Genomic DNA, 22,991 nt, shown 5'->3' with positions numbered 1-22,991 from the left:
TGACTAGTTTAGGACCTCATCGTGCTTCCGGAGGGCACTTATTACGCTCAGTGCGACGATCCAGGCAATGAGCGCGAGCAGCCCCACGCGGTAATCCGGCAGGCACGCCATGAGCACGAGCACCAGCAGGTAGAACCCGGCGCAGAGCCAGTTGGCAGCGCGGGAGAACGGCGCGCGGAAGGAAGACTGCCCGCCGCCCGCGCGGAAGCGGAGGTGGGCAAAGCTTATCGACGCCCACGTGATCAGCTCCGAACCCACGATGATGGCAAGCAACACCGCGAAGACCTTCCCCTCGAAGAAGTAGTTCAGGATGACGACGACGCCCATCAGCGTGGCGTCGAAAAGCAGTGCCCGAAGCGGCAGGCCCTTCTTGGTGGTGGCGGAGAACCATGCGGGGGCCTGGCCGTTGCGGGAGAGGTCGCGGAGCATACGGCTGCCGGAGTACGTCATGGTGTTGCACACCGAGGCCACCGCCACCAGGATCACCAGGTTGAGCAGGTGCGCTGCGCCGTCGACGCCGACCGCCGTGAGCACGCGGATGAACGGGCTGGCGGAGGAGCCTTGCTCGTCCCACGGGGCGAGGAGCAAGATGACGCTCATGCCGCCCAGGTAGAACAGGAGGATGCGCCAGATGACCGAGTTGACGGCGCGTGGAATGGACTTCGACGGGTCCTGCGCCTCGCCCGCGGCCGTGCCGATGGACATGATGCCGCCGAACGTAAACGTGACGGCAACCAGGGAGAACAGGACGCCGGTGGCGCCGTTGGGAAAGAACCCGCCGTGGATGAACAGGTTGTCGGTGCCCACCGCGGGTTCTGGTCCCAGTCCCAGGACGAGCACGATGCCCAGCACAATCATGAGGGTGAGCGCGATGACCTTGATCAGGCTGAGCCAGTACTCGGCCTCCGCGAATACGCTCACGCGCGCCGCGTTGATGGTCACCACGACCAGGAGCGTGACCAGGGCGGTGAGCCAGTGGGGGATGGAGGGAAACCAGAAGTCGAGGAACGTGCCCATGGCGGTCAGCTCGATCATGCCCACCACGATGGTGGTGAACCACCAGTTCCAGCCCGCGATGAAGCCGGCGCGCGGGCCGATGAACTCGCGGGCGTAGGCGGCAAACGAGCCGGAGACCGGGCGGGCGACCGCCATCTCGCCCAGCATGCGCATGAGCAGGTAGACGATCGCGCCGACGATGAGGAACGCGAGCAGGACCGCGGGGCCGGCGTAGTTGATGGACTCGGCGGAGCCGAGGAACAGGCCGGTGCCGATCGATGAGCCAAAGGCGATCATCTGCATGTGGCGCTGCTTCACGCCGCGCTGCAGGCCACCATCGCTTTCTGGCGGTGTTGCTACGTCGGACACGGGACTCCTCACAATTCATTGCGGCCCCCGTACCGGCGTGCGGTCACGGGGGCTTATGGGAAAGTACGGCGGTGGGCTACTACGCCTGGCCCTCGAAGAGGGTGGTCACCGAGCCGTTTTCAAAGATCTCGCGGATCGTCTTAGCCAGCAGCGGGGCAATGGACAGCACCGTCAGGTTCTTCCAGCCCTCGGTGGACTGCGGCAGGGTGTCGGTGGTGATGACCTCCTCGGCGCCGCACTGGCTCAAGCGCTCGCGTGCCGGGTCGGAGAACACGCCGTGGGTGCAGGCGATGACGACGGACTTCGCGCCCGCCTCCTTCAGCACGCCGACGGCGCCGGCGATGGTGCCGCCGGTGTCAATCATGTCATCCATGATGATGCAATCTTTGCCCTTGACGTCGCCGACGACGCGGTTGGACACGACCTTGTTCGCGGCGTCGATGTCGCGGGTCTTGTGCACGAACGCCATCGGGGCGTCGCCCATCGCGTTCGCCCACTTCTCCGCAGTCTTCACACGGCCGGCGTCGGGGGAGACCACGACCAGGTTGTCCATCGGGTACTTGGACTTGATGTAGTCCACCAGGATGGGCTGGGCGTGCATGTGGTCGACCGGGCCGTCGAAGAAGCCCTGGATCTGGTCGGTGTGCAGGTCCACGGAGACAATGCGGTCAGCGCCGGCGGTGGTGAGCAGGTCCGCGATGAGGCGGGCGGAGATCGGCTCGCGGCCGCGGTGCTTCTTGTCCTGGCGGGCGTAGGGGTAGAACGGCAGGATCGCGGTGATGCGCTTCGCGGAGCCGCGCTTGAGCGCGTCGATCATAATGAGCTGTTCCATCAGCCACTTGTTCAGCGGCTGCGCGTGCGACTGCATGACAAAGCAGTCGGCGCCGCGGACGGACTCCTCGAAACGGATGAAGATCTCCCCGTTTGCAAAGTCGCGGGCGGTGGTGGGAACGAGGTCAATACCGAGCTCGCTGGCCACCTGGTCCGCCAGCGCCGGGTGTGCGCGGCCGGAAAAGACCTTGAGGTCCTTGTGGCTTTCGGTTGAGTATCCAGTCATTGCGATCCTTTAGCTCTCGCGTGCGTTCTTGGCAGCCTTCGCAGCATCGGTGTCCGGGCGGCGCTTTTCCACCCATCCCTCGATGTTGCGCTGGCGGCCTTCCTTGATGGCGAGTGCGCCGGCAGGCACATCCTCCGTTACCACTGTACCCGCGCCGGTGTAGGCGCCATCACCGATGTTCACCGGGGCGACAAACATGGTGTCGGACCCGGTGCGGCAGTAGTCGCCAATCGTGGTGTGGTGCTTGTTCACGCCGTCGTAGTTGGCAAAGACGGAGGAAGCGCCGATGTTGGACTCGCGGCCCACGGTGGCGTCGCCGATGTAGGTGAGGTGCGGGACCTTGGAGCCCTCGCCGATCTTCGCGTTCTTGGACTCGACGAACCCGCCGAGCTTGCCGCGCGCGCCCAGCTCGGTGCCGGGGCGGATGTAGGTGAACGGGCCGACGGTTGCGTCCTCGCCGATCACGCCCAGCTCGCCCTGGGTGCGCACTACCTTCGCGCCGGCGTGCACCTCCATGTCGGTCAGCGTGGTGTCCGGGCCGATCTCGGCGCGGTCGCCGATCGAGGTGGCACCCCACAGCTGCGTGTTGGGGTAGATGATCACGTCCTGGCCGATCTCCACGTCTACGCCGATCCAGGTGGTCGCCGGGTCGACCACGGTGGCGCCCCCGCGCATCGCCTTCTCCACCTGGCGGCGGTTCAGCTCCTTGCCGGCGGCAGCCAGCTGCACGCGGTCGTTCACGCCGGCGAGCTCGCGGGCGTCGGGCGCCACAAAGGCCGCAACGGTCTTGCCGTCGCCGCGGGCGATACCGAGCACGTCGGTGATGTACAGCTCGCCCTGTGTGTTGTCCGAGTTGATGCGGGTCAGCGCGTCGCGCAGCACGGCGCCGTCGAACGCAAAGACGCCGGAGTTGACCTCCTTGACGGCCTTCTGCTCGTCGTTGGCGTCCTTCTCCTCGACGATCTCGCGCACGTCGCCGGACTCGTCGCGGATGATGCGGCCATAGCCGGTGGGGTTCTGGAATTCCAGGGAGAGCACCGTCACGGCGGCCTGCGCCCGCTCGTGCTCGCTGATGAGCGCCTCGATGGTCTCCGGCTGCAGGAGCGGGACGTCGCCGTTGGTGACCACGACTGTGCCGTCGAAGTCGGGGATGGCGGTCAGGCCGCACTGGACCGCGTGGCCGGTGCCGTTCTGCTCCTCCTGCACCGCCTGGAGGATGGTGGTGTCCATCTCCTGGGCAATCTCGTCCACCGCCGGAGACACTTGGTCGCGCTGGTGGCCGACGACGGCGACGACGTGCTCCGGGTGCACGGAGGCTGCGGCATGCAGCGAGTGGGAGAGCAGGCTGCGCCCACCGATCTCGTGCAGCGTCTTCTGCTTCGTCGACTTCATGCGGGTACCGGCGCCTGCGGCGAGCACAACGACGGCGCACTGGGAGTGGTTTGGCACTCTTGGCTCCTTATGTATGGCTTTGAGTTGAGTAACTATCGTCCTGTTTACGTTAACGCATAACGCCTACGCGTTGCGGGCAGAGACATCCTTCAGGTTCGCGGCGGAGAACACACCAACGAAGCCGACGAGGGCCAGGAACACCAGCGTGGTCTGCGGTCCGAGCACCGAGATCGCCGAGGAGATCGCGCCGACCACTAGCAACACCACGCCCATCACGGTGTTCGCGGCCCCCGTGATCATCGTGCGGCGGTCGCCGTCCGCCATGTCCACCAGGTACGTCTTGCGGCTCACGCGCACGGCGGTGTGCGCCAGGTTGACCACGAAGAAGCCCAGCGGCATGATCCACGCGTTGGCGGCCGCGGGCAGCAGGCTTGCGCTCGCGACGAGCAGGAGCAGGCTTATCGACGCCACCGCCGCCGCCCAAGCCATCGTCGTCTTCGACGACTTATCGGACCAGATGCCGGAGATGCGCCCACCAATGAGCGCCGCGCCGCCAGAGGCAATGATGAACGAGCCCAGGTTGGAGAGGTTCGCGCCCTCCGATTGCGCCAGCACCACGATAAAGGGGGTGGACAGGGCGGTGACCAACATCAGCGAGCGCACGACGAGGAACTTCTGCAGTTGGCGGTCGCCCTTGACCAGATCGTAGGTGGCCTTCGCCCAGTTGGTGTTGGACGCAGGAGTCGGCTCCTCGGCGGGCTCCTTGATCGTGCCAAAGACCAGCGAGGCGAACGCCCACGTGGATGCGCCGCCAGCCAGCAGCGCCACGATCACCCACCGGGGCAAGTCGTTGGGGAGAAAAGAGAGGAGAAGGCCGACGGCGAGGGTGAAGCCGCCGGACAGCGCGGCGGCGCGGCCCGTGATCCGGCCGCGGCGCCCCTTCTCAATGGTGCGCCCCTGCACGTCCTTGCCCGCGATGGAGCACAGCGCGCGGAACACCGCTTGCGCTGCGAGGAGGACGACGACTGCGGCGCCGAGGGCGGTGCCGTCGATAAGCATTGCACTGAGCGCGATCAAGCCTGCGGAGATCGCCTGGCCCCACGAGCCGATGAGCCAGGCGCGTTTGCGCTGCGCCTGCGAGGTGACCCACGGGCTGAGCGCGGCCTGGGGGAGCATCGAGCCGGACTCGCGGATCGGGACGAGGAAAGAGGTGAAGACGTGCGGCACGCCTGCCGCCGTGAAGAGCCAGGGCAGGACCGTTTTGGGGGCGACGATCTGGTCGCCGATGCCTTGCAGGCCGTTCGACCAGATGAACCTGCGCGCGTTGTACTCCTGATGTGGTTTCGGGCTGTTGCTCATGTGGGGAATAGTAGAGTTGAGGGGTGGCGTGCGCAGAATGAGGCGCACCAAACTTTTCGGCTGAGCAGGAGGCTTTGACCGTGGCACGCGGTATCAATCGGCGGACCTTTTTCCGGGGCATCGTCCTCTCGAGTGCGGCGGTACTCGCCGCTTGCGCGAGCGGGCAACCCACCCCGCGCGGGGCGAAGGAGGAGGCGCGGCCCCTGCCTATTCCGCCGTTGGACCAGGGCCGGTTGGTCGGGGGAGTGCGCGAGATCGAGCTGACCGCGCAGGAGGGGCACGCTGAGATCCTGCCCGGAGTGCGCACCAAGACCTGGGGCTTCAACGGCGATTTCCTCGGGCCGACCCTGTACATGCGCAACGGCGAGACCGTGCGGATGACTGTGCGCAACCAGGTGAGCGAGCCCACCGTCGTGCACTGGCACGGCATGCACCTTCCCGCTGATGCGGACGGCGGCCCCGCGCTCGCCTTCGCGCCGGGGGAGCAGTGGCAGCCGGAGTGGACCGTGCGGCAGGACGCCGCCACCGTCTGGTACCACCCGCACCCGCACGGGGTGTCCGCGCTGCACGCGTACCGCGGCCTCGCCGGGGGCATCGTGATTGCCGACGACGACGCGGACGCTCTCGGCCTTCCCAGTACCTACGGCGTGGACGACATCCCGGTGGTAATCACGGATGCCAAGTTCACCGACGACGGCCAGCTGGACGAGACGATCGACCCGACCTACGGCCTGCTCGGGGACACCCCGCTGATCAACGGCATTACGAAACCGAAGCTGGAGGCCGAAGCGTCGCGGCTGCGGCTGCGCCTGCTCAACGGGACCACCATGCGGTTCCACAACCTCAGCTTCGGCACGCCGGTCCACGTCATCGCTACGGACCAGGGCTTGCTGGAGCGCCCCGTCGAGGTGGATTCGATCCTGCTCAGCCCGGGCGAGCGCGCCGAGGTTATCCTGGACCTCGAGGCGGGCAAGACCGCGAAGCTGCGCAGCATCGGGGTGCCGGACGGCGGCGGCCTCCCGGACGAGGAGGTGGCCAACGGCTTCGGGCTGGGCGACACGTTCGACCTGCTGGAAATAACCGGGCCTGCGTCCGGGAGCAACGGGGACCTGCCGTCGGAGCTCGCCGCGGCGCCGGAGGTGAGCTCCGACGATGTGCAGGCAGCGGTGGAGCGCGAGTTCCGCCTCAACGGGTTCCAGATCAACGAGCAGTCCATGGACATGGACCGGATCGACTTTGTCATTGATAAGGAGGGGCCGGAGGTGTGGACCGTGACCAACGAGAACGCGGATTGGCCCCACAACTTCCACATCCACAACGCGCGCTTCCGTGTGCTCGGCGTGGAAGGCGGCGAGTTAGCGTTCACGGACGGCTGGCACGACACCGTCTACATTCCGCCGCTGGCCACGGTCCGCCTCTACGTGGACATCCCGTTCCTCCCCAACTCCGAGTACGCCTTCATGTACCACTGCCACATGCTGTTCCACGAGGACGAGGGGATGATGGGCCAGTTTAAGATTTTGGACCGTCCGCAGTAACCTCCGCGTCCTTCGGGATGTCGCTGGTCTCGATGCCTTGTGGGAATGCGTGGGACAGCGCTGAGGCGAAGTGCGTGCCGCGCGCGTCGTTGCCCGTGGCGTTGTAGTGCACCTCGTCTCCGGCCAGGAACCAATCCAGGTGGCCGCGGGCCTCGGACGCCCAGTCGTAGACCACGACGTCGCGACGCTCCGCCGCGACCTTGCGGAGTGCGTCGTTGAACTCCTGCATGTTCTCGTTGGAGTAGAAGCCGTTGCTCGGGTTGCCGGTGGCGGCGGTCGGCCACATGACGCGGTAGCCGTCGAGAAGCTCGAGCATCGTGCGAATGTTGGTCTCGATCTCGCCGGTGGTGTCGTAGCCGTAGGAGCGGGCGGCGTCCGCGTTGGCCGCGTCATTGACGCCGGTGGCGATCACCCAGCAGGTGTCCTCACCGGGCACGCCCATGTTTTGGAGCTGCTGGACGGACTCGATGGCAGACGGGTAGTTTTCGCCGTTGCCGCTAAACCCTTGGTTGGTGGCGCGAGCGCCGAAGACGCTCGTCTCGACGCTGTCCGCCCCGGCGTCCAGGTAGCGGTCGATCGCGGTTTCCGCGCCCTCGGGGAGCTGGCCGGGGTCGAACATGCCGATCGAGGTGGAATCGCCCACGTGGATGACCTGGCCGCAGGCGGTGGTGACGTCTGCGGCCTGGTCGCTCCACGACGCCGCCTGCTCAGTGGTAGTCATAGATTCGGTCGTTTCCTCGGCCTCCTGTTCCCTGTGACCGCTGCTCTTCGCGGAGTCGGGCAGCGCCATCGTCGGCTTCGCGGGGCTGCCGGTGTCCGTGGCGAACAGGGCGGGGATGCCGATGGCGATCACGCTGATCAGCGTGACCGTGGACCCCAGCGATACCGGGCGCAGCGCCTGCAGCGGCTCCGTCTTGTATGCCTTGAGCGGGCCGAACACGCCGTGGCGGCGGATCGGGTTTTCAAACAGGGTCCAGCTGAGCGCTGCGAGCGCCACGGACAAACCGACGGTGAGCACGGAGGCCCAGAACAGGTGCTCCTGCAGCCACGTATTCGGCATGAAGTAGATGACCGGCATGTGCCACAGGTAGATGCCGTAGGAGCGTTCGCCGATCCAGCGCAGCGGCTCCCAGCCGAGGATCGCGGGCCAGGGGCCGCGCGTGCCCAAGACGGCGTAGATGGCCATGACGGTCGCCGCGTTGAGCAGGAGGATGCCACCTTTGTACAGGAACATGTTCTCCTGGGCGACCACCATGCTCAGCGCGATGATGCCGGCAAAGCCGACTGCGCCGACGAGCGTGCCGGCCACCGGTGAAGCGGCCACCTGCTTCCCGGCGTTGCGGCGCGCAGCGACGATGATGGCAAGCGCCGCGCCCAACAGCAGGCCGCCGGCGCGGGTGTCGGTGCCCTCGTAAATGCGAGTCGGGTCCACGTCGGGTGTGGCCAGCGCCCACATCCACCCGAAGGAGGCGGCGGCGAGGAGGACCGTGGCGGTGGCGACGAGCCAGGGGCGGCGCAGCACCCTGAGCAGGACCCAGAGCAGGAGCGGCCACAGGAGGTAGAACTGCTCCTCGATGGCCAGGGACCACATGTGGTCAAGCGGGCCGGGCCCGTTGAACTGGTCAAAATAGGACGCCCCCGTGGCGATGTTGTGCCAGTTGTTCACGTAGAACACCGAGCTGAGGGCCTCGAAAGCGCGGTCGCGCAGGTGCTCGGCGTCGAAGGCGACGGAGAGAAGCAGGACCGTCAGGACGGTGGCCAACATCGCCGGCGCGAGACGACGGAACCGGCGGAGCCAGAAGGTGCCCAGGTGCAGCGAGTTGTCGCGCAGGTGGCCGTTCATCAGGTTGAGCGTGATGAGGTAGCCGGAGAGTGTAAAAAAGACGCCGACGCCGAGCAGCCCGCCGCCAAAGCCCGGAAGGTTTAGGTGGTACGCAATGACCAACAGCACCGCGATCGAGCGGAGCCCGTCGAGCGCAGGGACATACTGGGTTGAGCCGTGAATTGGGCGCGGCATAGGGGAGGCCTTCCGAGTAGCTGTTAAAACAATGGCAGTGTAGTCGGGGAAAGATTGATTTTACTATTTGAGCCACGCGAACCCGCTGCATAAAAAAGCTTCCCCACCAGGACTCGAACCTAGAATGACGGTACCAAAAACCGTAGTGTTGCCGATTACACCATGGGGAATGACAAGAAGACAGTCTAGCGTATCGCGCGCGATTCCAGAAAATGTCACCAGCGGTGAGGCCTCGACGGGTGCGGGCAGCGCGGACGTAAAGTAGTACGCATGGCTCGTCAGCGAATGACCGGCAAGCAACGCCGGGACCAACTCATTGCCGTGGGCTGCGCCGCCTTCGCGGAGCGCGGGCTCGACGGTATCTCGGTGGAGGAGCTCGCCAGCCGGGCCGAGGTGTCCAAGCCGGTCATCTACGAGCACTTCGGCGGCAAAGAGGGGCTCTACCGCGCCGTCATCGACGTGGAGATGCAGAAGCTGGAAACGCGGATCTCCGCGGTGATCCAGGACGGGCGGTGGCGCGAGCGCATCGAGAAGGGGGTGGTCGCGGTGCTGGAGTACGTCGAGGAGGAAACCGACGGGTTCATCATTATCGTCCGCGGCCAAGCGCCGGGGGAGGAGCCCACCTACACCACGCTGCTCAGCCGCGTCACCTCGCAGGTCTCCGCGCTGTTAGCGCAGGCGTTCCGCCAGCGTGGATTAGATGACTCGGTTGCGGCGTTGTACGGTCAGGCGCTGGTCGGCACGGTGTCCAACACCGCGCTGTGGTGGCTGGACGAGCGCCAGCCGGACAAGTACACCACCGCCGCCCATATCGCCAACATGTGCTGGAACGGGCTCCGCGGCCTGGAAGCGCAGCCCCACATCGTGCCGTGTGAACTTTCGGCTGCGGGTGGGGGCGGAGAAGGTGGCGTCGACAAGCACTACAAGCCCACGGATGGGGAGAAGGACGAATGACACAGGACACCGTGCCCGCGCTTGGCGGGCTGCTCACCATGGCCATGACCGACCCCAAGCTCAAGGGGCTGGTGGCCAACGTAGGGATGGATTCGCTGCATGTGACGGGGCTGGACCAGGCGCGCGCCTGGGCGGCCGGGGCGATCGCGCGCGAGGTGCCGCTGCTGCTCATTACCGCCACGGGGCACGAGGCGGAGGACCTCGCTGCGGAGCTCAAGGCGCTGCTCGGCGAGGCGAAGGTGGGGCATTTCCCCGCCTACGAGACGCTGCCGCACGAGCGGCTCTCGCCCGCGCCGGACGTGGTGGGGCGGCGCTCGAAGGTGCTGTGGGAGATGCCGCGGGTGATCGTGGCCGCCGCGCGCGCCGCGTGCCAGCCCGTCCTCCCCGCGCCGGAGCCGATCCGGATCGAAGCCGACCGCGAGTACGACTTTTCCCAGCTCACCGAGCGGATTTCCTTGTTCGGCTACGAGCACGTGGACATGGTGGCTAAGCGCGGCGAGTTTGCCACCCGCGGCGGCCTCATCGACATTTTCCCCACCACCGCCGAGCAGGCCGTCCGCATCGAGTTCTGGGGCGATGAGGTCACCGACCTGCGCAGCTTCTCCGTCGCGGACCAGCGCACCATCGACGAGGTCGCGGCCGTCGAGGTGTTCCCCGCCAGGCAGTTGCTTATCGACGCCACCGTGTCCGCCAAAGCCGACGAGCTTGCCAGGAAGTTCCCGTCCAACCCGACCCTGGTGCAGCTGCTCACCCGCGTGTCCGAGGGCATCCACGCCGACGGCATGGAGGCGCTCATCCCCGCGCTCACCGAGCAAAAGTACGCGGCGCTGCCGGAGCTGATGCCGTCCGGCGCGATCGTGATGGTGACCTCCCCGGAGAAGGTGCGCACCCGCATCGCCGATCTGGAGGCGACTGACCACGAATTCCTCGAGGCCGGCTGGGAGGCTGCCGCCATGGGCGCCGAGGGACCCGTCGCCGTGGAGGGTCTCGACCTGTCCGCGTCCTCGTTCCGTTCCTACGAGTCGCTGGAGGTTTCCGCGCGCAACGCGGGGGCGGCGTGGTGGACCTTCGCGCCGCCCGGCATGTTCGCCGCGGACGACACGGAGACGCTGCCCCTCGAGTTCGAGCCCGCGCCCGCGCCGAAGGGCGACCCGAAGGAGATTGAGAAGCTCTACGCCACGCTGAAGCTGCACGTGCAGCAGAACCACGGCAAGGTCGCCTTCGTCGCCCCGGCGAAGGGCTCCGTGGAGCGCACCGCGGAGCGCCTGCGCGAACACGGCGTCTCCGCGCGCATCGCCACGCCGGGGCTCGAACCTGTCGACGGCGCCGTGACCCTCTACCAGGCGCTCAGCCACGCGGGCATGGTGTTCCCGGGTCCGAACCTGGTCGTGGTGACCGAGACGGACGTGACCGGCAACAGGGTCGGCGACATCGCCGGCGCCAAACGCCGCGCCCCGCGTCGCCGCAACCGCGTCGACCCGCTCGCGCTCACGCCGGGCGACTTCGTCGTCCACGACACGCACGGCATTGGCAAGTTTGTGAAGATGGCTGAGCGCACCATCAAGACGGGCGACGAGGACTCGCGGCGCGAGTACATCGTGCTGGAGTACCAGCCCGCCAAGCGTGGCCAGCCCGGCGACCAGCTGTGGGTCCCCATGGAATCGCTGGACCTGCTGAGCAAGTACACCGGCGGCGAGGCCCCGCGCGTGAGCAAGATGGGCGGCTCGGACTGGAAGAACACGAAGCGCAAGGCCCGCGCGGCCGTGCGCGAGATCGCCGGCGAGCTCATCGAGCTCTACGCCAAGCGCCAGGCCGCGCCGGGCCACGCCTTCGCCCCGGATACGCCCTGGCAGCAGGAGATGGAAGACGCGTTCCCGTTCGTGGAGACGGAGGACCAGATGGCGGCCATCGACGCGGTCAAGGACGACATGGAGAAGCCGACGCCGATGGACCGCGTCATCGTCGGCGACGTCGGGTTCGGCAAGACCGAGGTGGCCGTGCGCGCCGCGTTCAAGGCCGTGCAGGACGGCAAGCAGGTCGCGGTACTCGTGCCGACGACGCTGCTGGCTCAGCAGCACTACAACACCTTCGCCGGCCGCATGGACGGCTTCGGGGTGACGGTCCGTGAGCTGTCCCGCTTCACCTCAGCCAAGGAGGCGAAGGAGATCACGGGCGGGCTTGCCGACGGCTCCGTGGACGTAGTCATTGGCACCCACCGCCTGCTCACCACCGGCGTGCAGTGGAAGAACCTCGGCCTGATCATCGTGGACGAGGAGCAGCGCTTCGGCGTGGAACACAAGGAGCACATCAAGGCTCTCAAATCCCACGTGGACGTGCTCACCATGACGGCGACGCCGATCCCGCGCACCCTGGAGATGAGCCTGACCGGCATCCGCGAGATGACCAGCATCACCACGCCGCCGGAGGACCGCCACCCGGTGCTCACTTACGTGGGCCCACAGGAGGACAAGCAGGTTGCCGCGGCGATCCGACGCGAGCTGCTGCGCGACGGCCAGGTCTTCTACATCCACAACAAGGTCTCCGACATTGAGAAGACCGCCCGCACCCTGCGCCAGCTCGTGCCGGAGGCCCGCGTGGTGGTGGCCCACGGGCAGATGAGCGAGCAGGTGCTCGAGCAGACCGTGCAGGGCTTCTGGGACCGCGAGTACGACGTGCTGGTGTGCACCACCATCGTGGAGACCGGCCTGGACATCGCCAACGCGAACACGCTCATCGTGGAAAATGCCCAGAACATGGGCCTGTCGCAGCTGCACCAGCTGCGCGGGCGCGTGGGGCGCTCCCGCGAGCGCGGCTACGCCTACTTCCTCTACCCGAAGGAAAAGACGCTTACAGAGACCTCCTACGACCGCCTGGCCACGATCGCCCAGCACAACGACCTGGGCGCGGGCATCGCGGTGGCGCAGAAGGACTTGGAGATGCGCGGCGCCGGCAACGTGCTGGGCGCCGAGCAGTCCGGCCACATCGCCGGTGTCGGCTTTGACATGTACGTCCGGCTCGTCGGCGAGGCGGTCGAAACGTTTAAGACCATGATGGACGGCGGCACCGTCGACGGTACCGACCAGGGCCCCAAGGAGATCCGGGTCGATTTGCCTGTCGACGCCCACATCCCGGAAACCTACGTCAACGCCGAACGCCTACGCCTGGAGATCTACCGCAAGCTCGCCGAGGCGCGCGAAGAACAGGACCTCGCGCGCGTCGCCGAGGAAATGGTGGACCGCTTCGGGCCGATGCCGGTCGAGGTGTCGCGCCTGATGGCCGTGGCGCGGCTGCGCCACCAGGCGCGCAAGGCCGGGGTCTCCGACATCCTGGTGCAGGGCACGCGCATCAAGTTCCACCCGGTGGAGCTGCCGGACTCCAAGCAGGTGCGGCTCAAGCGCCTGTACTCGGGGGCGAACTACCGCGCCGCCGCGAAGACGCTCCAGGTGCCGATGCCGCGCGAGTCGAAGGCCATCAACAGCCCGAACTTGCGCGACGTGGAACTCGTTCAGTGGGTAGCCGACTTCCTGTCCAGCATGTTCGATGTCGAGGAGATTGACGTCAACGGCCCCAAGCCTGCCGGAGGGAAAGGCAAGAAGGGCAAGAAGAAAGTCATCTCGGTCAGCGAGTAAGCAGCCGATTCGGGGAGATGGGCACCAAGAAAATGCTCCGCATTGGGGCCGGTGGTGACCGGGGAAAAGAACCGCCCGTTCGCTTCGTGGCAGGAGTAGTGCCATGCGCGTCTCGACTGTGCCAGAACGTCGAGCCGTGACGACTGCCTTTCGTGACGCAGGAGTTCGCACCGAACGGGCGCAGGCGGGGTGGAACCAGGTTGCGGTGGATGCGCCCCTCGACGATGCCCTGAATACGAAGGCTGCAAGCGTTGGCGCCAGCCCGCCTCTTGCATGACGGCAGTCAGTTCAGCAGCAGGTGCCCGCGAATAGCGGATTGCGACTAACCACGAGCGCCTCCACTATGAAATGTGAGACCGAATGCTGCGCCGATGGGTACAGGGAAAGTGGACGCAGGGCTACTGAGCATTTAATTAGACCGAAAGATCAAGTGGAAGGTCAGCGATGTCACGCAGGCGGTCACCGTCTACCAAGGTATGCATTAATTCCTTGGCGTCGTCGCTTCCCTTCTCTTCAATCGCGATCATAAGCTCATTCAACGCAACGTGGTACACCATGTCGACGTCGCCAGTGCCCAGAGCAAGACTAGCTATCCTGCTCATCGTTGGTTCATTTGTGACAGCGATAATATGCGGAGACCGACCTTTTCGGTTTCTAATCAGATTGAGCGCTTCCGCACGCGTATTCTGAGATCGGTCGCTCCTCATTGTCCATTTGCAGGAGATGACAGCGTGCACATGCGCGGTGGGAGCCGCGCGGTTTGCAGCGCGTACAGGGGAGAGGGTACCAGTGTGTTCATCGACGATGACACGGTCTTGATTTAGCACGTCGTCTGAGATTGCATTTCGGAGAACCAAAATGTCCGGTGATATGACATAGTTGTTGCCCAGGGACGCGCCTAAGTCGGGGTTAAGGCGGATTGCTTCTGCCAAACTCGCAAGGTGCGTATATGGCTCATACACTGCGAGATGGTCTCTACGGCGTGAGCTGCCCACATTGAGGATGGACCAATCGCCCGGGCGCACAGATTGCATATAGGGGAACGTTGCTTCCAGGAATTCAGCAATGATGTGTTCGAAGCCCGCTCCAGCGCTCTGTCCAGGCTTTTTCTTGGCAGTGTGTGCATGGAGCTGTTCCGCGACGTGGAGAGAAAGCGCCCGGGACGATGACTGACTCTTGTCAGCGTTTGATGCGATCTTGCCAAGTGGTGTCTCCGCGATGGAAAGGGTGCCTGATTCAACAAGTTGCTGATGTAAGGCGCGGCGCGATGATGTAATTAAAGCTGGACGCGGTTTCATGATGATAGCTCCTCGAGTAACGGTGCGTTAGGGATGATCGCTGTGGCCGGGGAGAGGCCCTGCAGAGGCTCCTTTCGTAGTGCAGATGCAATTCGAACACCGATCGCGTGGGCCACAGGTGGTGGGAACGCGTTCCCCACCTGTTTCCACGCCGCAGTCTTGCCCCCCTCCCATTTCCACTCTGGAGGAAAACCCTGGATTACGGCGCCCATCTTCACGGTGAGGCGAGGTAAATTTTCAGAGAGATCGGTTGGAAAATCCGGGTGAGGAGGCTCTTCTGCGATACTTGTGCCACGGACGCCTAATTTCTTCCAAGCTTCTCGGGCTCGGGTTGGACCGACATCTGGTCCGCCGTGTTTCTTAGATCCGCCGACGAGAGTCGGCCCAATGGCGTTTGCCTGTTGCGCCCAGCGTTTTGCGCCTGGCCAGCCGTTTGCACCCATAAGCGGTTCGAGAGCCTGCCCTACCGTGAGGCGGTTCTCGTATGGCGTTGGCCAGGCGAAATACTCGGCATACTCCTCTTTCAGTGCAACCAAAATGAATCGCGGCCGAAGTTGGGGTACTCGATAGTCTGCAGCAGTAACGAGTTCCCAGTACGACTGGTAGCCAAGCTCTGCGAGTTGGTTGACGAGTTTATCTCTGTAGGCCGCAAAACGAGGCTGCGCCAGTCCCTTAACGTTCTCCAGCAATACTGCCTTCGGGTTTGAGCTAGCGATGAGTTCGATCGCGCGAGGGAATAGATCGCGTTCATCGTCTTGACCTAATTGCTTTCCCGCGATGGAGAACGGCGGGCAGGGGACACCACCTGCAAAGAGGTCGAGGTTGTCTGTGTAAGGGGAAATATCAAACTCTAAAACATCGTGGTGAATTACATTCCACTCCGGACGGTTCGAGCGAAGTGTTGCCACTGCGTGATCATCAATTTCCACTACAGCTCGGTGGTGAAAGCCTGCCTGCTCAAGACCGAGCGCTTGACCGCCAGCTCCAGCACAAATTTCTACCGAGGTGAGTTGTTTTTCCATCGTGAGACCTACTTTATATAGTGCTTACCGTTTGGGGTAATGAGTCTACTTTTGGAGCCAACACCAAGAGGATGGAATCGAAAATATGTTCTTAATCTCAGGAGGGGTAGGCAATTCTTAGTGCGTCGGGGGTGCAGGGTACGATGACTGCCTGTTGCCCCTATAGCCCAATCGGCAGAGGCAGTCGACTTAAAATCGATTCAGTGTGGGTTCGAGTCCCACTGGGGGCACCGATTAGCTCACCGCGTCAACGGCGTCCTGCAGCAGCCGCGTGACCTGCTCCGGGTCCTCGCCGGAACCGGTGATTTGGACAACGGTGTTGCCAAAGCGGCCGTAGACCGTCTCTCCGGTGTAGGACATTGCGCCCTCGACGGTGGTTACGCCGGAGAAGGAATCGTCCGCGCCCTCAAATTTCAGGTCCGACTTCTCGTACGTGTTGTGGGAAGAGACGGCCTGCTCTCCGGTGCCGGACGTGATCGTGATGTCCGTGCAGTCGCCGCTGTAGACGTCGCTGCGCTTCAGCAGATCCTTCGCGTCGTCCTCGTTGCCAAATTCCGCGACGACCAGGTCCACCGACGGACCGCTTTCGGGCATCTCTGCCGGCTTGGACAGCAGGGTGGATTTCGAGTGCTTGGTCATGAGGTTGTCCAGGACCTTGGTCTCGTCTGAGAAGTCGCACTGCGGCGGATCCACGGTGACATCGCCGGGCGTCTCCATCGACTGGTCGTCGCCGCCCATCTGCTCGTAGAGCGCATTCAGGTCTGTTTCCTCCGCGGTGGGGTACTTCTCCTTGAACGCGGCGATGACCTTGTTGGCCTCTTCGCCGTACTCGGCGGGCGGCTCGCCGGTGCCTCGGTCTTCCGCCGGCGCAGCTTCCACGGGACTCTCAGTGCTCTCAGACGCTGGGGACTCCTGCGATGCCGTTGCGCTCGTGTCGGTGCTGGTCGAGTCATCGGCCGAGCAGCCGGCAAGCGCCAGGCCCACCGAGGTCAGCAGTGTCGCGGCAATTACGGTGTGTCGTTTCATGCGACCGACCATACGTGATCGACGCCGTCAGGCGGTAGGTAAAGGCCCAGAACTTTTATCGCCGCGGAGCCGTTTCACCACGTTCTCGGCAGAAATGAGGCACATCGGCACGCCTACCCCCGGCACCGTCGTCGCGCCCGCATAGTAGAGGTCGTCCAGTGTGCGAGACGCGTTGCGCCCGCGCAGAAACGCCGACTGCCGCAGCGTGTGCGCCGGGCCGATCGCGCCTCCGGACCACGCGCGGTAGCGGTCCGCGAAGTCTGCGGGCCCGACCGTCTTATGCACGACGATCCGCTCGCGCAGGTCCGGGATGCCGCACCACTCCGCGATCTGCGTCAGGGCAGCGTCGGCGATCGCTTCGACGCTTGTCGACGCCCCGCCTCCGTACGCATCTCCGCCCCCAACATCCGTCTGGGCGGGCACCGGGACGAGAACGAAGAGGTTCTCGTACCCCTCGGGCGCCGTGCCGAGGTCCGTGGCCGACGGCTTGGATACGTAGATTGAGCGCGAGGCGCCCAGGGGACGCGCGTTGACGGGGCCGTCGAACACCGCGTCAAAATCCGTGCCCCACTCGCGGCTGAACAGCAGGTTGTGGTGCGCCAGCTGAGGCAGTGCTCCGCGCACCCCCAGGGTGAGCAGGACGGCGCTGACCCCGGGGTTGCGCTTGGCAAAGTAGGGCTCGTCGTAGGTCCTCTTGTCCGCCGGGAGCAGGCGTGTTTCGGTGTGGTGGAGGTCGGCGGCGGAGACGGTGGCGTCGAAAAGCAATTGCTCCGTGCCAACGCGCACGCCCGTGGCGCGGCCGCCGGAGTGCGTGATGGCGGTGACCTCCGTGCCGAGGCGGAAGCGGACGCCCTGCTCGCGGGCGATGCGGTAGATGGCGTCGACGACGGCGGCGAATCCGCCCAGCGGGTAGCGCACGCCCTGGGTGAGGTCGGTGTGGCTCATCAGGTGGTAGAGCGACGGGGTCTTCGACGGGTGCGACGACAGGAACACCGCCGGATAGGTGAGCATCTGGCGCAGGCGGACATCGCTGAAGCGGCGCGCCACGAAGCGGTCGAGCGGGGTGGTGAGGAACCTGGCCAGGTCGGCGTAGCCGGCGCGCACCTCCGGCGCGAGGAACGCGGCGGGGGAGGAGAATGTGGTGTAGAGGAAGTGGCGCAACGCCAGGTCGTAGGTGCGCTCGGCGGAGTCGAGGTATTCGGTGAGTTTCGCGCCCGCGCCGGCCTCAATGGACTCAAAAAGCGCCGCAGCGCGCGCGGGGTCCGCGGGGACGTCGAGTGGCGCCTGGCACTCGGGGAACAGGCGGTACGCGGGGTCCAGCGGAACGAGGTCGAGCAGCTCCTCCGTGCGGTAGCCAAAGAGCGCGAAGAAGTGGTCAAACGCGTCCGGCATGAGGTACCAGGACGGCCCCATGTCGAAGCGGAACCCGTCGAAGGTTTCCTCCCCGGCCCGCCCGCCGACTGCGTCCAAGCGCTCGAAGACGGTCACCTCGTATCCCTCGCGGGCCAGGAGCGCGGCGGTGGCGAGGCCGGCGAACCCGGCGCCGATCACGGCTGCGGTTGGTGACGAGGCTGAAGTGGACACGGGAAGTACACCTTTCTTTTCGAGGGGGCTAGAAGGCCTAGATAGCAGTGTATCCGCCGTCGACGAGGTGGTAGGAGCCGTTGACAAAGGAGGCTTCGTCGCTGAGCAGGAAGCGGACCATGGCTGCGACCTCCTCCGCGCGACCGAGGCGAGCCTGCGGGTGGCGGGCAACGAGCTGCTGGCGCATCTCCTCAGACAGGCGGTTGAGCAGCGGGGTGTCGATGTAGCCGGGGCCGACGGCGTTGCAGCGGATGCCCTTGGCGGCGTAGTCCGCGGCGATGGACTTGGTCAGCCCGATCACGCCGTGCTTCGCGGCGGCGTACGCCGCGATCCCGCCTTGACGGGCGACGGAGCCGTGGATGGAGGACATGTTGACAATCGCGCACGGGATTCCATCCTGCTGCGTAAGCATCTGATTGAGCTGGTAGTGGCAGCCGTAGGCGACGCCGTTGAGGTTGAGGTTGATGATTCGGTCCCAGTCCTCGAGTTTCTTCTCCGCGAGCGGGACTTGGTCACCGATACCGGCGTTGTTCACCGCGAGGTGGAGCGCGCCGAACGTCTCCACAGCGAACTTCACTGCTGCTTCGTTCTCTTGCGCGCTCGCGGCGTCCTGCTTGAGCGCGGCTGCGGTGCCGCCGGCCGCCTCGATGTCCTGGGCGACTGCACGGGCGGCGTCCTCGTTGATGTCGGCGACGACGACCTTCGCGCCGTTGGCGGCGAGGTCGGCGGCAACGGCCTTGCCGATGCCGGATGCTGCGCCGGTGACCAGCGCGACGCGGTTGTCAAAGATGCCCATAGGGATGTCCTTTCGGTGGAGGTGGATGGGATCTTCGCACCAGACTAATGATGCGCCGCGATGTCGTCGTAGGCCGCTAACGCCACCTTGCGGGATGCCTGTACATCCACCATCGGCCCAGGATAGGCGGGGGTACTCACCTCGGGTACCCAGCGGCTGACGTACGCGCCGTCAGGGTCGAACTTCTGCTGCTGCGTGAGCGGATTGAAGATACGGAAGTACGGCACGCCCGTCTCCCCGCGCTGCCAGCGGGCGAGCTGCTCGAGGTGTTGCGCATCGGGGTCCATCTCTGGGTGCGCGACCGCGTGCCATACGGTCGCCGGGGGTGCAGTGCGCCGCAAGCGTTGCGCTCCACTCGGGCTCGTCCACGCTTGTCGACGCCCACTCGACCCCCTCCAATCCCTCAACGGCAGGGGCGGGTGTGGGGGACGGAGGGGCGTCGAGAAGCATGCCCTGTGCCTTCTTGGAAAAGGGCGTGAATACGCGGTAGGGCGTGCCGGAACCAGTGCGGACCTCCCAGGGCTCGGTGAGCAGGAAGCCGGGGTGCGAGACCGCGCCGGTGGCCTCCTTGACCTGCGCGTCGATGTCGGTGCGGTGGTAGCGGCGGTTCCACGTCAACGCGGCGCCGAAGCAAGTGCCGCATTGTCGTGCAGGCGCAGGTCGTCGCGGAACCACACGAGGGTGGTGGGGGCGTTGGTGTCGTGGCTCATTGCACCGATGCTCGTGCGGGTTAGCGCTGCGTATCCACGACGTGCAACTCGAGTGGGGCGGTGACGAACCGGTACGTCCCTGGTGCCGCGTCCAGTTTGGCCAGGATCTCGTTGCGCACGTCCGGGGAGGTGGGCACGCGCAGACCGTCCTCCTCTGCGGCGATGGCTCCTGGGAGGTCGGGGTCGAACAGCAGCCAGTTGTGACCTGCCACCAGGGCGAAAGGCCTGCCGAAGGGGAGGCGGTGGCGCATGGCGCGTAGGATCGCGCGGGCGCCGTCGACGGAGACGTCGATACGCCCGGTGCCCTCGACGCCGAGCAAGCGCGACTCGACGGCGCCCACGGTCGATCCCTCGCGGGCGGTGGCCGCGGTGACAATGCGGCGGGCGGCGCGGTGCGTGGCTACGTCCGCGCGCGCCGGATCGCTCAGCCCGAGGGGGAACGTGTCTCCGAGTACGCCCGTGAACTTCAGCGGGTCCCACGCCAGCGCGTCCTCGAGGTCGCGCGCGTTCAATCCCACGGCGTAGGTGAAGCGGACCATGGCCAGGCGCGAATCGACGACGCCAAGCAGCGGGTCCGCGACGAAGCTGAACGCGGAAAGCCGCGCGCCATCTGCGACCGGCGCGTGGAAGTCGAAGTAGTGGCCGGGCTCGATGGGGCGGCCAGTCCTCCGGATGTGGCGGACCAACCGGCCCAGCACCGCCGCGGGCCAACCCGGGGGAAGCGGCGCGCCGGCTGCGGGAACCCGGAGCGTCAGCTCGGTGTGCGTGCCGGCGAGCGGGAGCGAGGAGCGCACCGGCGCCAGACCGAACGTGCTGAACAGGTAGTGGTCCACCGGGTGGCTGATCCGGAAGGCCAGGATTTCCACGTCCCCGTACTGCGCAGCAAACGGGTGCGCATCCCCCGTGAGCTCGAGCAGACGCTCGTGCACGGCGTCGCCCACCGCTGCGGGGCGAAACCGTTGCTGGTGGGCGCGCGTAAACAGCACCGGCGCGCCCCATTCGGGCAGATGCATACTCACACTTTAGGCCCGTGTGCCGCGAGCTTCATACGCGGATGGGAACTATCTGGGAAGGTGGGGCGTTACATAAGGTGACACGGACGATGGACAAGGAAAGGAATGGAAACCAGATGCGAAGTAGCAATCCGGTACTGAAGAACTTGCCCCAGGCCCAGCAGCAGGGCTACGGATACGGAAACAACGAGCACACCCCCTACGGTGGCGTCCAGACTGAACCTGGGCAGGCCCCGCAGGTCTCGCAGGACTCGCAGCGCCCGATGACGGTCGATGACATTGTGTCGAAGACCGGCATCACCCTCGCAGTGATCGTCGCGTTTGCCGCGGTGAATTTCGCCCTGTGCATGGGCGTGAACCCGGCCGTCGGCATGGGGCTGACGCTCGTTGGCGGTATCGCCGCCTTTATCACGGTGCTGGTCCACGCGTTTTCCAGGAACTTCGGCTCGCCGACCGTCACGCTGCTCTACGCGGCGTTTGAAGGCCTGTTCGTCGGCGGCTTCTCCTTCCTCGTCGGCGGGGCAGCCGGATCGCTTATCTTCCAGGCAATCCTGGGCACGATCGGCGTGTTCATCGGCATGCTGTTTGTCTACCGCACCGGCGCCATCCGCGTGACCCCGCGCTTCAACCGCGCGCTGACCGGCATCATCTTCGGCATCGCCATCCTGGCGCTGGGTAACTTCCTGCTCGCCATGTTCACCGGTATCAACCCGCTGCGCGGCGACGGCCTGATGGCTATCATTTTCAGCCTTGCCTGCATCGTGGCCGCCGCGCTGTCCTTCCTGACGGACTTCGACACGGCCGATAAGCTTGTGCGCTCCGGTGCGCCGGCAAAGGAGGCATGGGGCGTCGCCCTCGGCCTGGCAGTGACGCTCATCTGGCTCTACACCGAGATCCTGCGCTTCCTGTCCATCTTCAATGATGATTAATCACTGAATACCAAACGCGCCCGGCCCGCACCTTGCAAGGAATCAAGGTTGCGGGCCGGGCGCGTTTCGCGTGCCCTGAGGGAGGGCGAACTTACATGTCGCGCTCCGGGTACACCTGGGCGCCGTCCACGGTGATCGTGGTGTAGGCCAGTACGCCGTTGACAATCTCCGGTTCGGACAGGGAGACGGCGATGTTCTCCGGCTCCTGGCCCGGGGCCACGCGGGTGCCGGTGCCGGTAGCGGCGTCGGCCTCCCAGGAATCCCAGACGATGTCGCGCAGCAGGTTGCCCTGGTCGGTGCAATCCAGCACCAGCTCGGTCGGGCGCTCCAGCTCGACGGCGCCGCAGTTGGCGATGGTGGGGGTGCCGTCAGAGGCCGTGATAGTGGTCGGCTGCGCGGATGCGGTGCCAGACGCGGTAGCGGTGCCGGATGCAGCTGCGGTGCCGGACGGGGTCGCGCCGTAGGAAGCCAGCGAATCCGGGTCCTGGCTCTTCGCCGTGTCGACCTTCTCGGCGGAGTCAACCTGGTGCGGCGGGTGGCAGGCGGAGAGGGAAACTGCTGCCACGGCGAGCATGCCGGCCGCGGCCTTACGGGAAACGGAAATCACAGGTTTGATCCTTCAGTTAGTTCTAAGAGCGTGCAATAAAGCGGGGATGAGGCTGCGTGCTAGTGGTACTAGTCGCGCGGCGTGGAAGCCTTAACAGAATCATACGGCTCCGCGGAGAGAATCGTCACCGAAATCTCGCGGCCGTTCGGCGCGGTGTACTTCCGCGTATCGCCCTCGGAGGCGCCGACGACGGCTGCGCCAAGCGGGGAATTCTCGGAGTAGGTCTCCAGATCCTTGTTATCGGTGGAGGCAGCGCGGGTACCGATGAGGAAGGTCTCCTTATCGTTCTCGTCGCCGTTGTAGTACACGTGCACGACGGAACCGACGTGCGCGACGCCCTCGATGACGCCGGTGCGCTCGGTGGTGGAGTTGGCCAGCAGTTCGGAGATCTGCTTGATGCGGGCCTCTTCCTGGTCCTGCTGCTCACGAGCCGCGTCGTAGCCCGCGTTCTCCTTGAGGTCGCCCTCCTCGCGGCGCTCGTTGATCTCAGCAGCGATCACCGGGCGGTTATCAATCAGCTGCTGCAGCTCTGCCTCGAGCTTGTCCTTCATTTCCGGGGTGATGTACTGCTTTTGCGTCTCAGCCATGCGGAAAACCCTTCCCTCATACGTCAAAAACGAGCCCGCCTGTTTCCCAGGCCGGGCCCAGTCCGACGGATTACGTGGTCATACTCGTACAAATATACAGGCGGATCT

Annotated in this window: 19 protein-coding genes, 1 tRNA gene and 1 pseudogene; 5 read left to right on the top strand and 16 right to left on the bottom strand. The window is 65.4% G+C overall.

All coding sequences use genetic code 11. The features are described 5' to 3' along the window. Positions 1-3 precede the first annotated feature (3 nt). The 4 genes from CKJ82_RS07865 to CKJ82_RS07850 all read right to left on the bottom strand — a co-directional run bounded on the left by CKJ82_RS07865 (position 4) and on the right by CKJ82_RS07850 (position 5,173). On the bottom strand, positions 4-1,365 hold the full coding sequence (locus CKJ82_RS07865; protein ID WP_240510728.1) for an amino acid permease: 1,362 nt from the start codon (positions 1,363-1,365) through the stop codon (positions 4-6). Between the two features lie 79 nt (positions 1,366-1,444). Further along, positions 1,445-2,422, bottom strand: a complete 978-nt coding sequence (locus CKJ82_RS07860; RefSeq protein ID WP_095537684.1) for a ribose-phosphate diphosphokinase — start codon at positions 2,420-2,422, stop codon at positions 1,445-1,447. 9 nt (positions 2,423-2,431) lie between these two features. Continuing rightward, a complete protein-coding gene (gene glmU, locus CKJ82_RS07855; protein ID WP_095537683.1) occupies positions 2,432-3,871 on the bottom strand; it encodes a bifunctional UDP-N-acetylglucosamine diphosphorylase/glucosamine-1-phosphate N-acetyltransferase GlmU in 1,440 nt (479 codons plus the stop codon). A gap of 66 nt (positions 3,872-3,937) precedes the next feature. Then, entirely contained in the window at positions 3,938-5,173 is a 1,236-nt protein-coding gene (locus CKJ82_RS07850) for an MFS transporter (RefSeq protein ID WP_095537682.1), read from the bottom strand. Positions 5,174-5,253: 80 nt separating this feature from the next. On the opposite strand from CKJ82_RS07850, the gene CKJ82_RS07845 reads away from it, so the two are divergent. Continuing rightward, entirely contained in the window at positions 5,254-6,711 is a 1,458-nt protein-coding gene (locus CKJ82_RS07845) for a multicopper oxidase family protein (protein WP_240510727.1), read from the top strand. Here CKJ82_RS07845 and CKJ82_RS07840 read toward each other — a convergent pair. Next, the gene (locus tag CKJ82_RS07840; protein WP_095537681.1) at positions 6,686-8,728 is read right to left on the bottom strand and encodes an acyltransferase family protein; all 2,043 of its coding nucleotides are present in this window, start codon (positions 8,726-8,728) and stop codon (positions 6,686-6,688) included. The two genes, CKJ82_RS07845 and CKJ82_RS07840, sit on opposite strands and share 26 nt — an antisense overlap. Before the next feature lie 270 nt (positions 8,729-8,998). Between CKJ82_RS07840 and CKJ82_RS07835 the strand changes: the two genes are divergently transcribed. Next, a complete protein-coding gene (locus CKJ82_RS07835) occupies positions 8,999-9,682 on the top strand; it encodes a TetR/AcrR family transcriptional regulator (RefSeq protein ID WP_095535690.1) in 684 nt (227 codons plus the stop codon). Further along, a complete protein-coding gene (gene mfd, locus CKJ82_RS07830) occupies positions 9,679-13,311 on the top strand; it encodes a transcription-repair coupling factor (protein ID WP_095537680.1) in 3,633 nt (1,210 codons plus the stop codon). The genes CKJ82_RS07835 and mfd overlap by 4 nt, the downstream gene beginning before the upstream one ends. Positions 13,312-13,724: 413 nt before the next feature. Here mfd and CKJ82_RS07825 read toward each other — a convergent pair whose 3' ends face one another. Both CKJ82_RS07825 and CKJ82_RS07820 read right to left on the bottom strand, forming a co-directional pair. Next, positions 13,725-14,609 carry an NgoMIV family type II restriction endonuclease gene (locus CKJ82_RS07825; RefSeq protein ID WP_095276872.1) on the bottom strand — a complete coding sequence of 295 codons (885 nt, stop codon included), beginning with the start codon at positions 14,607-14,609 and terminating at the stop codon, positions 13,725-13,727. Beyond that, positions 14,606-15,631, bottom strand: a complete 1,026-nt coding sequence (locus tag CKJ82_RS07820) for a DNA cytosine methyltransferase (RefSeq protein ID WP_095535688.1) — start codon at positions 15,629-15,631, stop codon at positions 14,606-14,608. The genes CKJ82_RS07825 and CKJ82_RS07820 overlap by 4 nt, the downstream gene beginning before the upstream one ends. A 156-nt stretch (positions 15,632-15,787) precedes the next feature. On the opposite strand from CKJ82_RS07820, the gene CKJ82_RS07815 reads away from it, so the two are divergent. Beyond that, positions 15,788-15,861 (top strand) — tRNA-Leu (locus CKJ82_RS07815). Positions 15,862-15,865: 4 nt separating this feature from the next. On the opposite strand, the gene CKJ82_RS07810 is transcribed toward CKJ82_RS07815, so the two are convergent. From CKJ82_RS07810 to CKJ82_RS07790, 7 genes and pseudogenes are all read right to left on the bottom strand, one after another. Continuing rightward, complete coding sequence (locus CKJ82_RS07810) at positions 15,866-16,657, bottom strand: hypothetical protein (RefSeq protein WP_133064047.1); 792 nt, start codon at positions 16,655-16,657, stop codon at positions 15,866-15,868. Positions 16,658-16,684: 27 nt separating this feature from the next. Continuing rightward, the gene (crtI, locus tag CKJ82_RS07805; RefSeq protein ID WP_095537678.1) at positions 16,685-18,241 is read right to left on the bottom strand and encodes a phytoene desaturase family protein; all 1,557 of its coding nucleotides are present in this window, start codon (positions 18,239-18,241) and stop codon (positions 16,685-16,687) included. 37 nt (positions 18,242-18,278) lie between these two features. Then, positions 18,279-19,037, bottom strand: a complete 759-nt coding sequence (locus CKJ82_RS07800) for an SDR family NAD(P)-dependent oxidoreductase (RefSeq protein ID WP_095537677.1) — start codon at positions 19,035-19,037, stop codon at positions 18,279-18,281. Positions 19,038-19,081: 44 nt separating this feature from the next. Continuing rightward, positions 19,082-19,378, bottom strand: a complete 297-nt coding sequence (locus tag CKJ82_RS12045) for an FAD-binding domain-containing protein (protein ID WP_233125440.1) — start codon at positions 19,376-19,378, stop codon at positions 19,082-19,084. A 142-nt stretch (positions 19,379-19,520) separates the two neighbouring features. Next, a pseudogene (locus CKJ82_RS12040) lies at positions 19,521-19,655 on the bottom strand (deoxyribodipyrimidine photo-lyase); the annotation flags it as partial. After that, a complete protein-coding gene (locus CKJ82_RS12035) occupies positions 19,652-19,747 on the bottom strand; it encodes a deoxyribodipyrimidine photo-lyase (protein WP_240510726.1) in 96 nt (31 codons plus the stop codon). The gene CKJ82_RS12035 and the pseudogene CKJ82_RS12040, both read right to left, overlap by 4 nt. A 20-nt stretch (positions 19,748-19,767) precedes the next feature. Then, positions 19,768-20,760 (bottom strand): suppressor of fused domain protein, encoded by a 993-nt coding sequence (locus CKJ82_RS07790; RefSeq protein ID WP_095537676.1) that lies wholly within the window; start codon positions 20,758-20,760, stop codon positions 19,768-19,770. A 116-nt stretch (positions 20,761-20,876) separates the two neighbouring features. Here CKJ82_RS07790 and CKJ82_RS07785 point away from each other — a divergent pair, with 116 nt between their 5' ends. Continuing rightward, positions 20,877-21,689, top strand: coding sequence for a Bax inhibitor-1/YccA family protein (locus CKJ82_RS07785; protein WP_095537675.1), 813 nt, complete (start codon positions 20,877-20,879; stop codon positions 21,687-21,689). Positions 21,690-21,780: 91 nt separating this feature from the next. On the opposite strand, the gene CKJ82_RS11820 is transcribed toward CKJ82_RS07785, so the two are convergent. Both CKJ82_RS11820 and greA read right to left on the bottom strand, forming a co-directional pair. Next, a complete protein-coding gene (locus tag CKJ82_RS11820; protein WP_095537674.1) occupies positions 21,781-22,296 on the bottom strand; it encodes a hypothetical protein in 516 nt (171 codons plus the stop codon). Positions 22,297-22,364: 68 nt separating this feature from the next. Next, positions 22,365-22,883, bottom strand: a complete 519-nt coding sequence (greA, locus tag CKJ82_RS07775; protein WP_095276849.1) for a transcription elongation factor GreA — start codon at positions 22,881-22,883, stop codon at positions 22,365-22,367. Between the last annotated feature and the right edge of the window lie 108 nt (positions 22,884-22,991).

The organism is Corynebacterium gottingense (assembly GCF_002285125.1).
In the GTDB taxonomy this organism is placed as follows: Bacteria; Actinomycetota; Actinomycetes; order Mycobacteriales; family Mycobacteriaceae; genus Corynebacterium; species Corynebacterium gottingense.
This window is presented reverse-complemented; position numbering and strand designations above follow the sequence as displayed.

Coding starts and splice junctions, on each gene's coding strand:
- mfd (WP_095537680.1), top strand. CDS start 9,679: ATGACACAGGACACCGTGCCCGCGCTTGGCGGGCTGCTCACCATGGCC.
- CKJ82_RS07785 (WP_095537675.1), top strand. CDS start 20,877: ATGCGAAGTAGCAATCCGGTACTGAAGAACTTGCCCCAGGCCCAGCAG.
- CKJ82_RS07820 (WP_095535688.1), bottom strand. CDS start 15,631: ATGGAAAAACAACTCACCTCGGTAGAAATTTGTGCTGGAGCTGGCGGT.
- CKJ82_RS07840 (WP_095537681.1), bottom strand. CDS start 8,728: ATGCCGCGCCCAATTCACGGCTCAACCCAGTATGTCCCTGCGCTCGAC.
- CKJ82_RS07825 (WP_095276872.1), bottom strand. CDS start 14,609: ATGAAACCGCGTCCAGCTTTAATTACATCATCGCGCCGCGCCTTACAT.
- greA (WP_095276849.1), bottom strand. CDS start 22,883: ATGGCTGAGACGCAAAAGCAGTACATCACCCCGGAAATGAAGGACAAG.
- CKJ82_RS07790 (WP_095537676.1), bottom strand. CDS start 20,760: ATGCATCTGCCCGAATGGGGCGCGCCGGTGCTGTTTACGCGCGCCCAC.
- CKJ82_RS12035 (WP_240510726.1), bottom strand. CDS start 19,747: ATGAGCCACGACACCAACGCCCCCACCACCCTCGTGTGGTTCCGCGAC.
- CKJ82_RS07835 (WP_095535690.1), top strand. CDS start 8,999: ATGGCTCGTCAGCGAATGACCGGCAAGCAACGCCGGGACCAACTCATT.
- CKJ82_RS07810 (WP_133064047.1), bottom strand. CDS start 16,657: ATGAAACGACACACCGTAATTGCCGCGACACTGCTGACCTCGGTGGGC.
- CKJ82_RS07850 (WP_095537682.1), bottom strand. CDS start 5,173: ATGAGCAACAGCCCGAAACCACATCAGGAGTACAACGCGCGCAGGTTC.
- CKJ82_RS07860 (WP_095537684.1), bottom strand. CDS start 2,422: ATGACTGGATACTCAACCGAAAGCCACAAGGACCTCAAGGTCTTTTCC.
- CKJ82_RS07800 (WP_095537677.1), bottom strand. CDS start 19,037: ATGGGCATCTTTGACAACCGCGTCGCGCTGGTCACCGGCGCAGCATCC.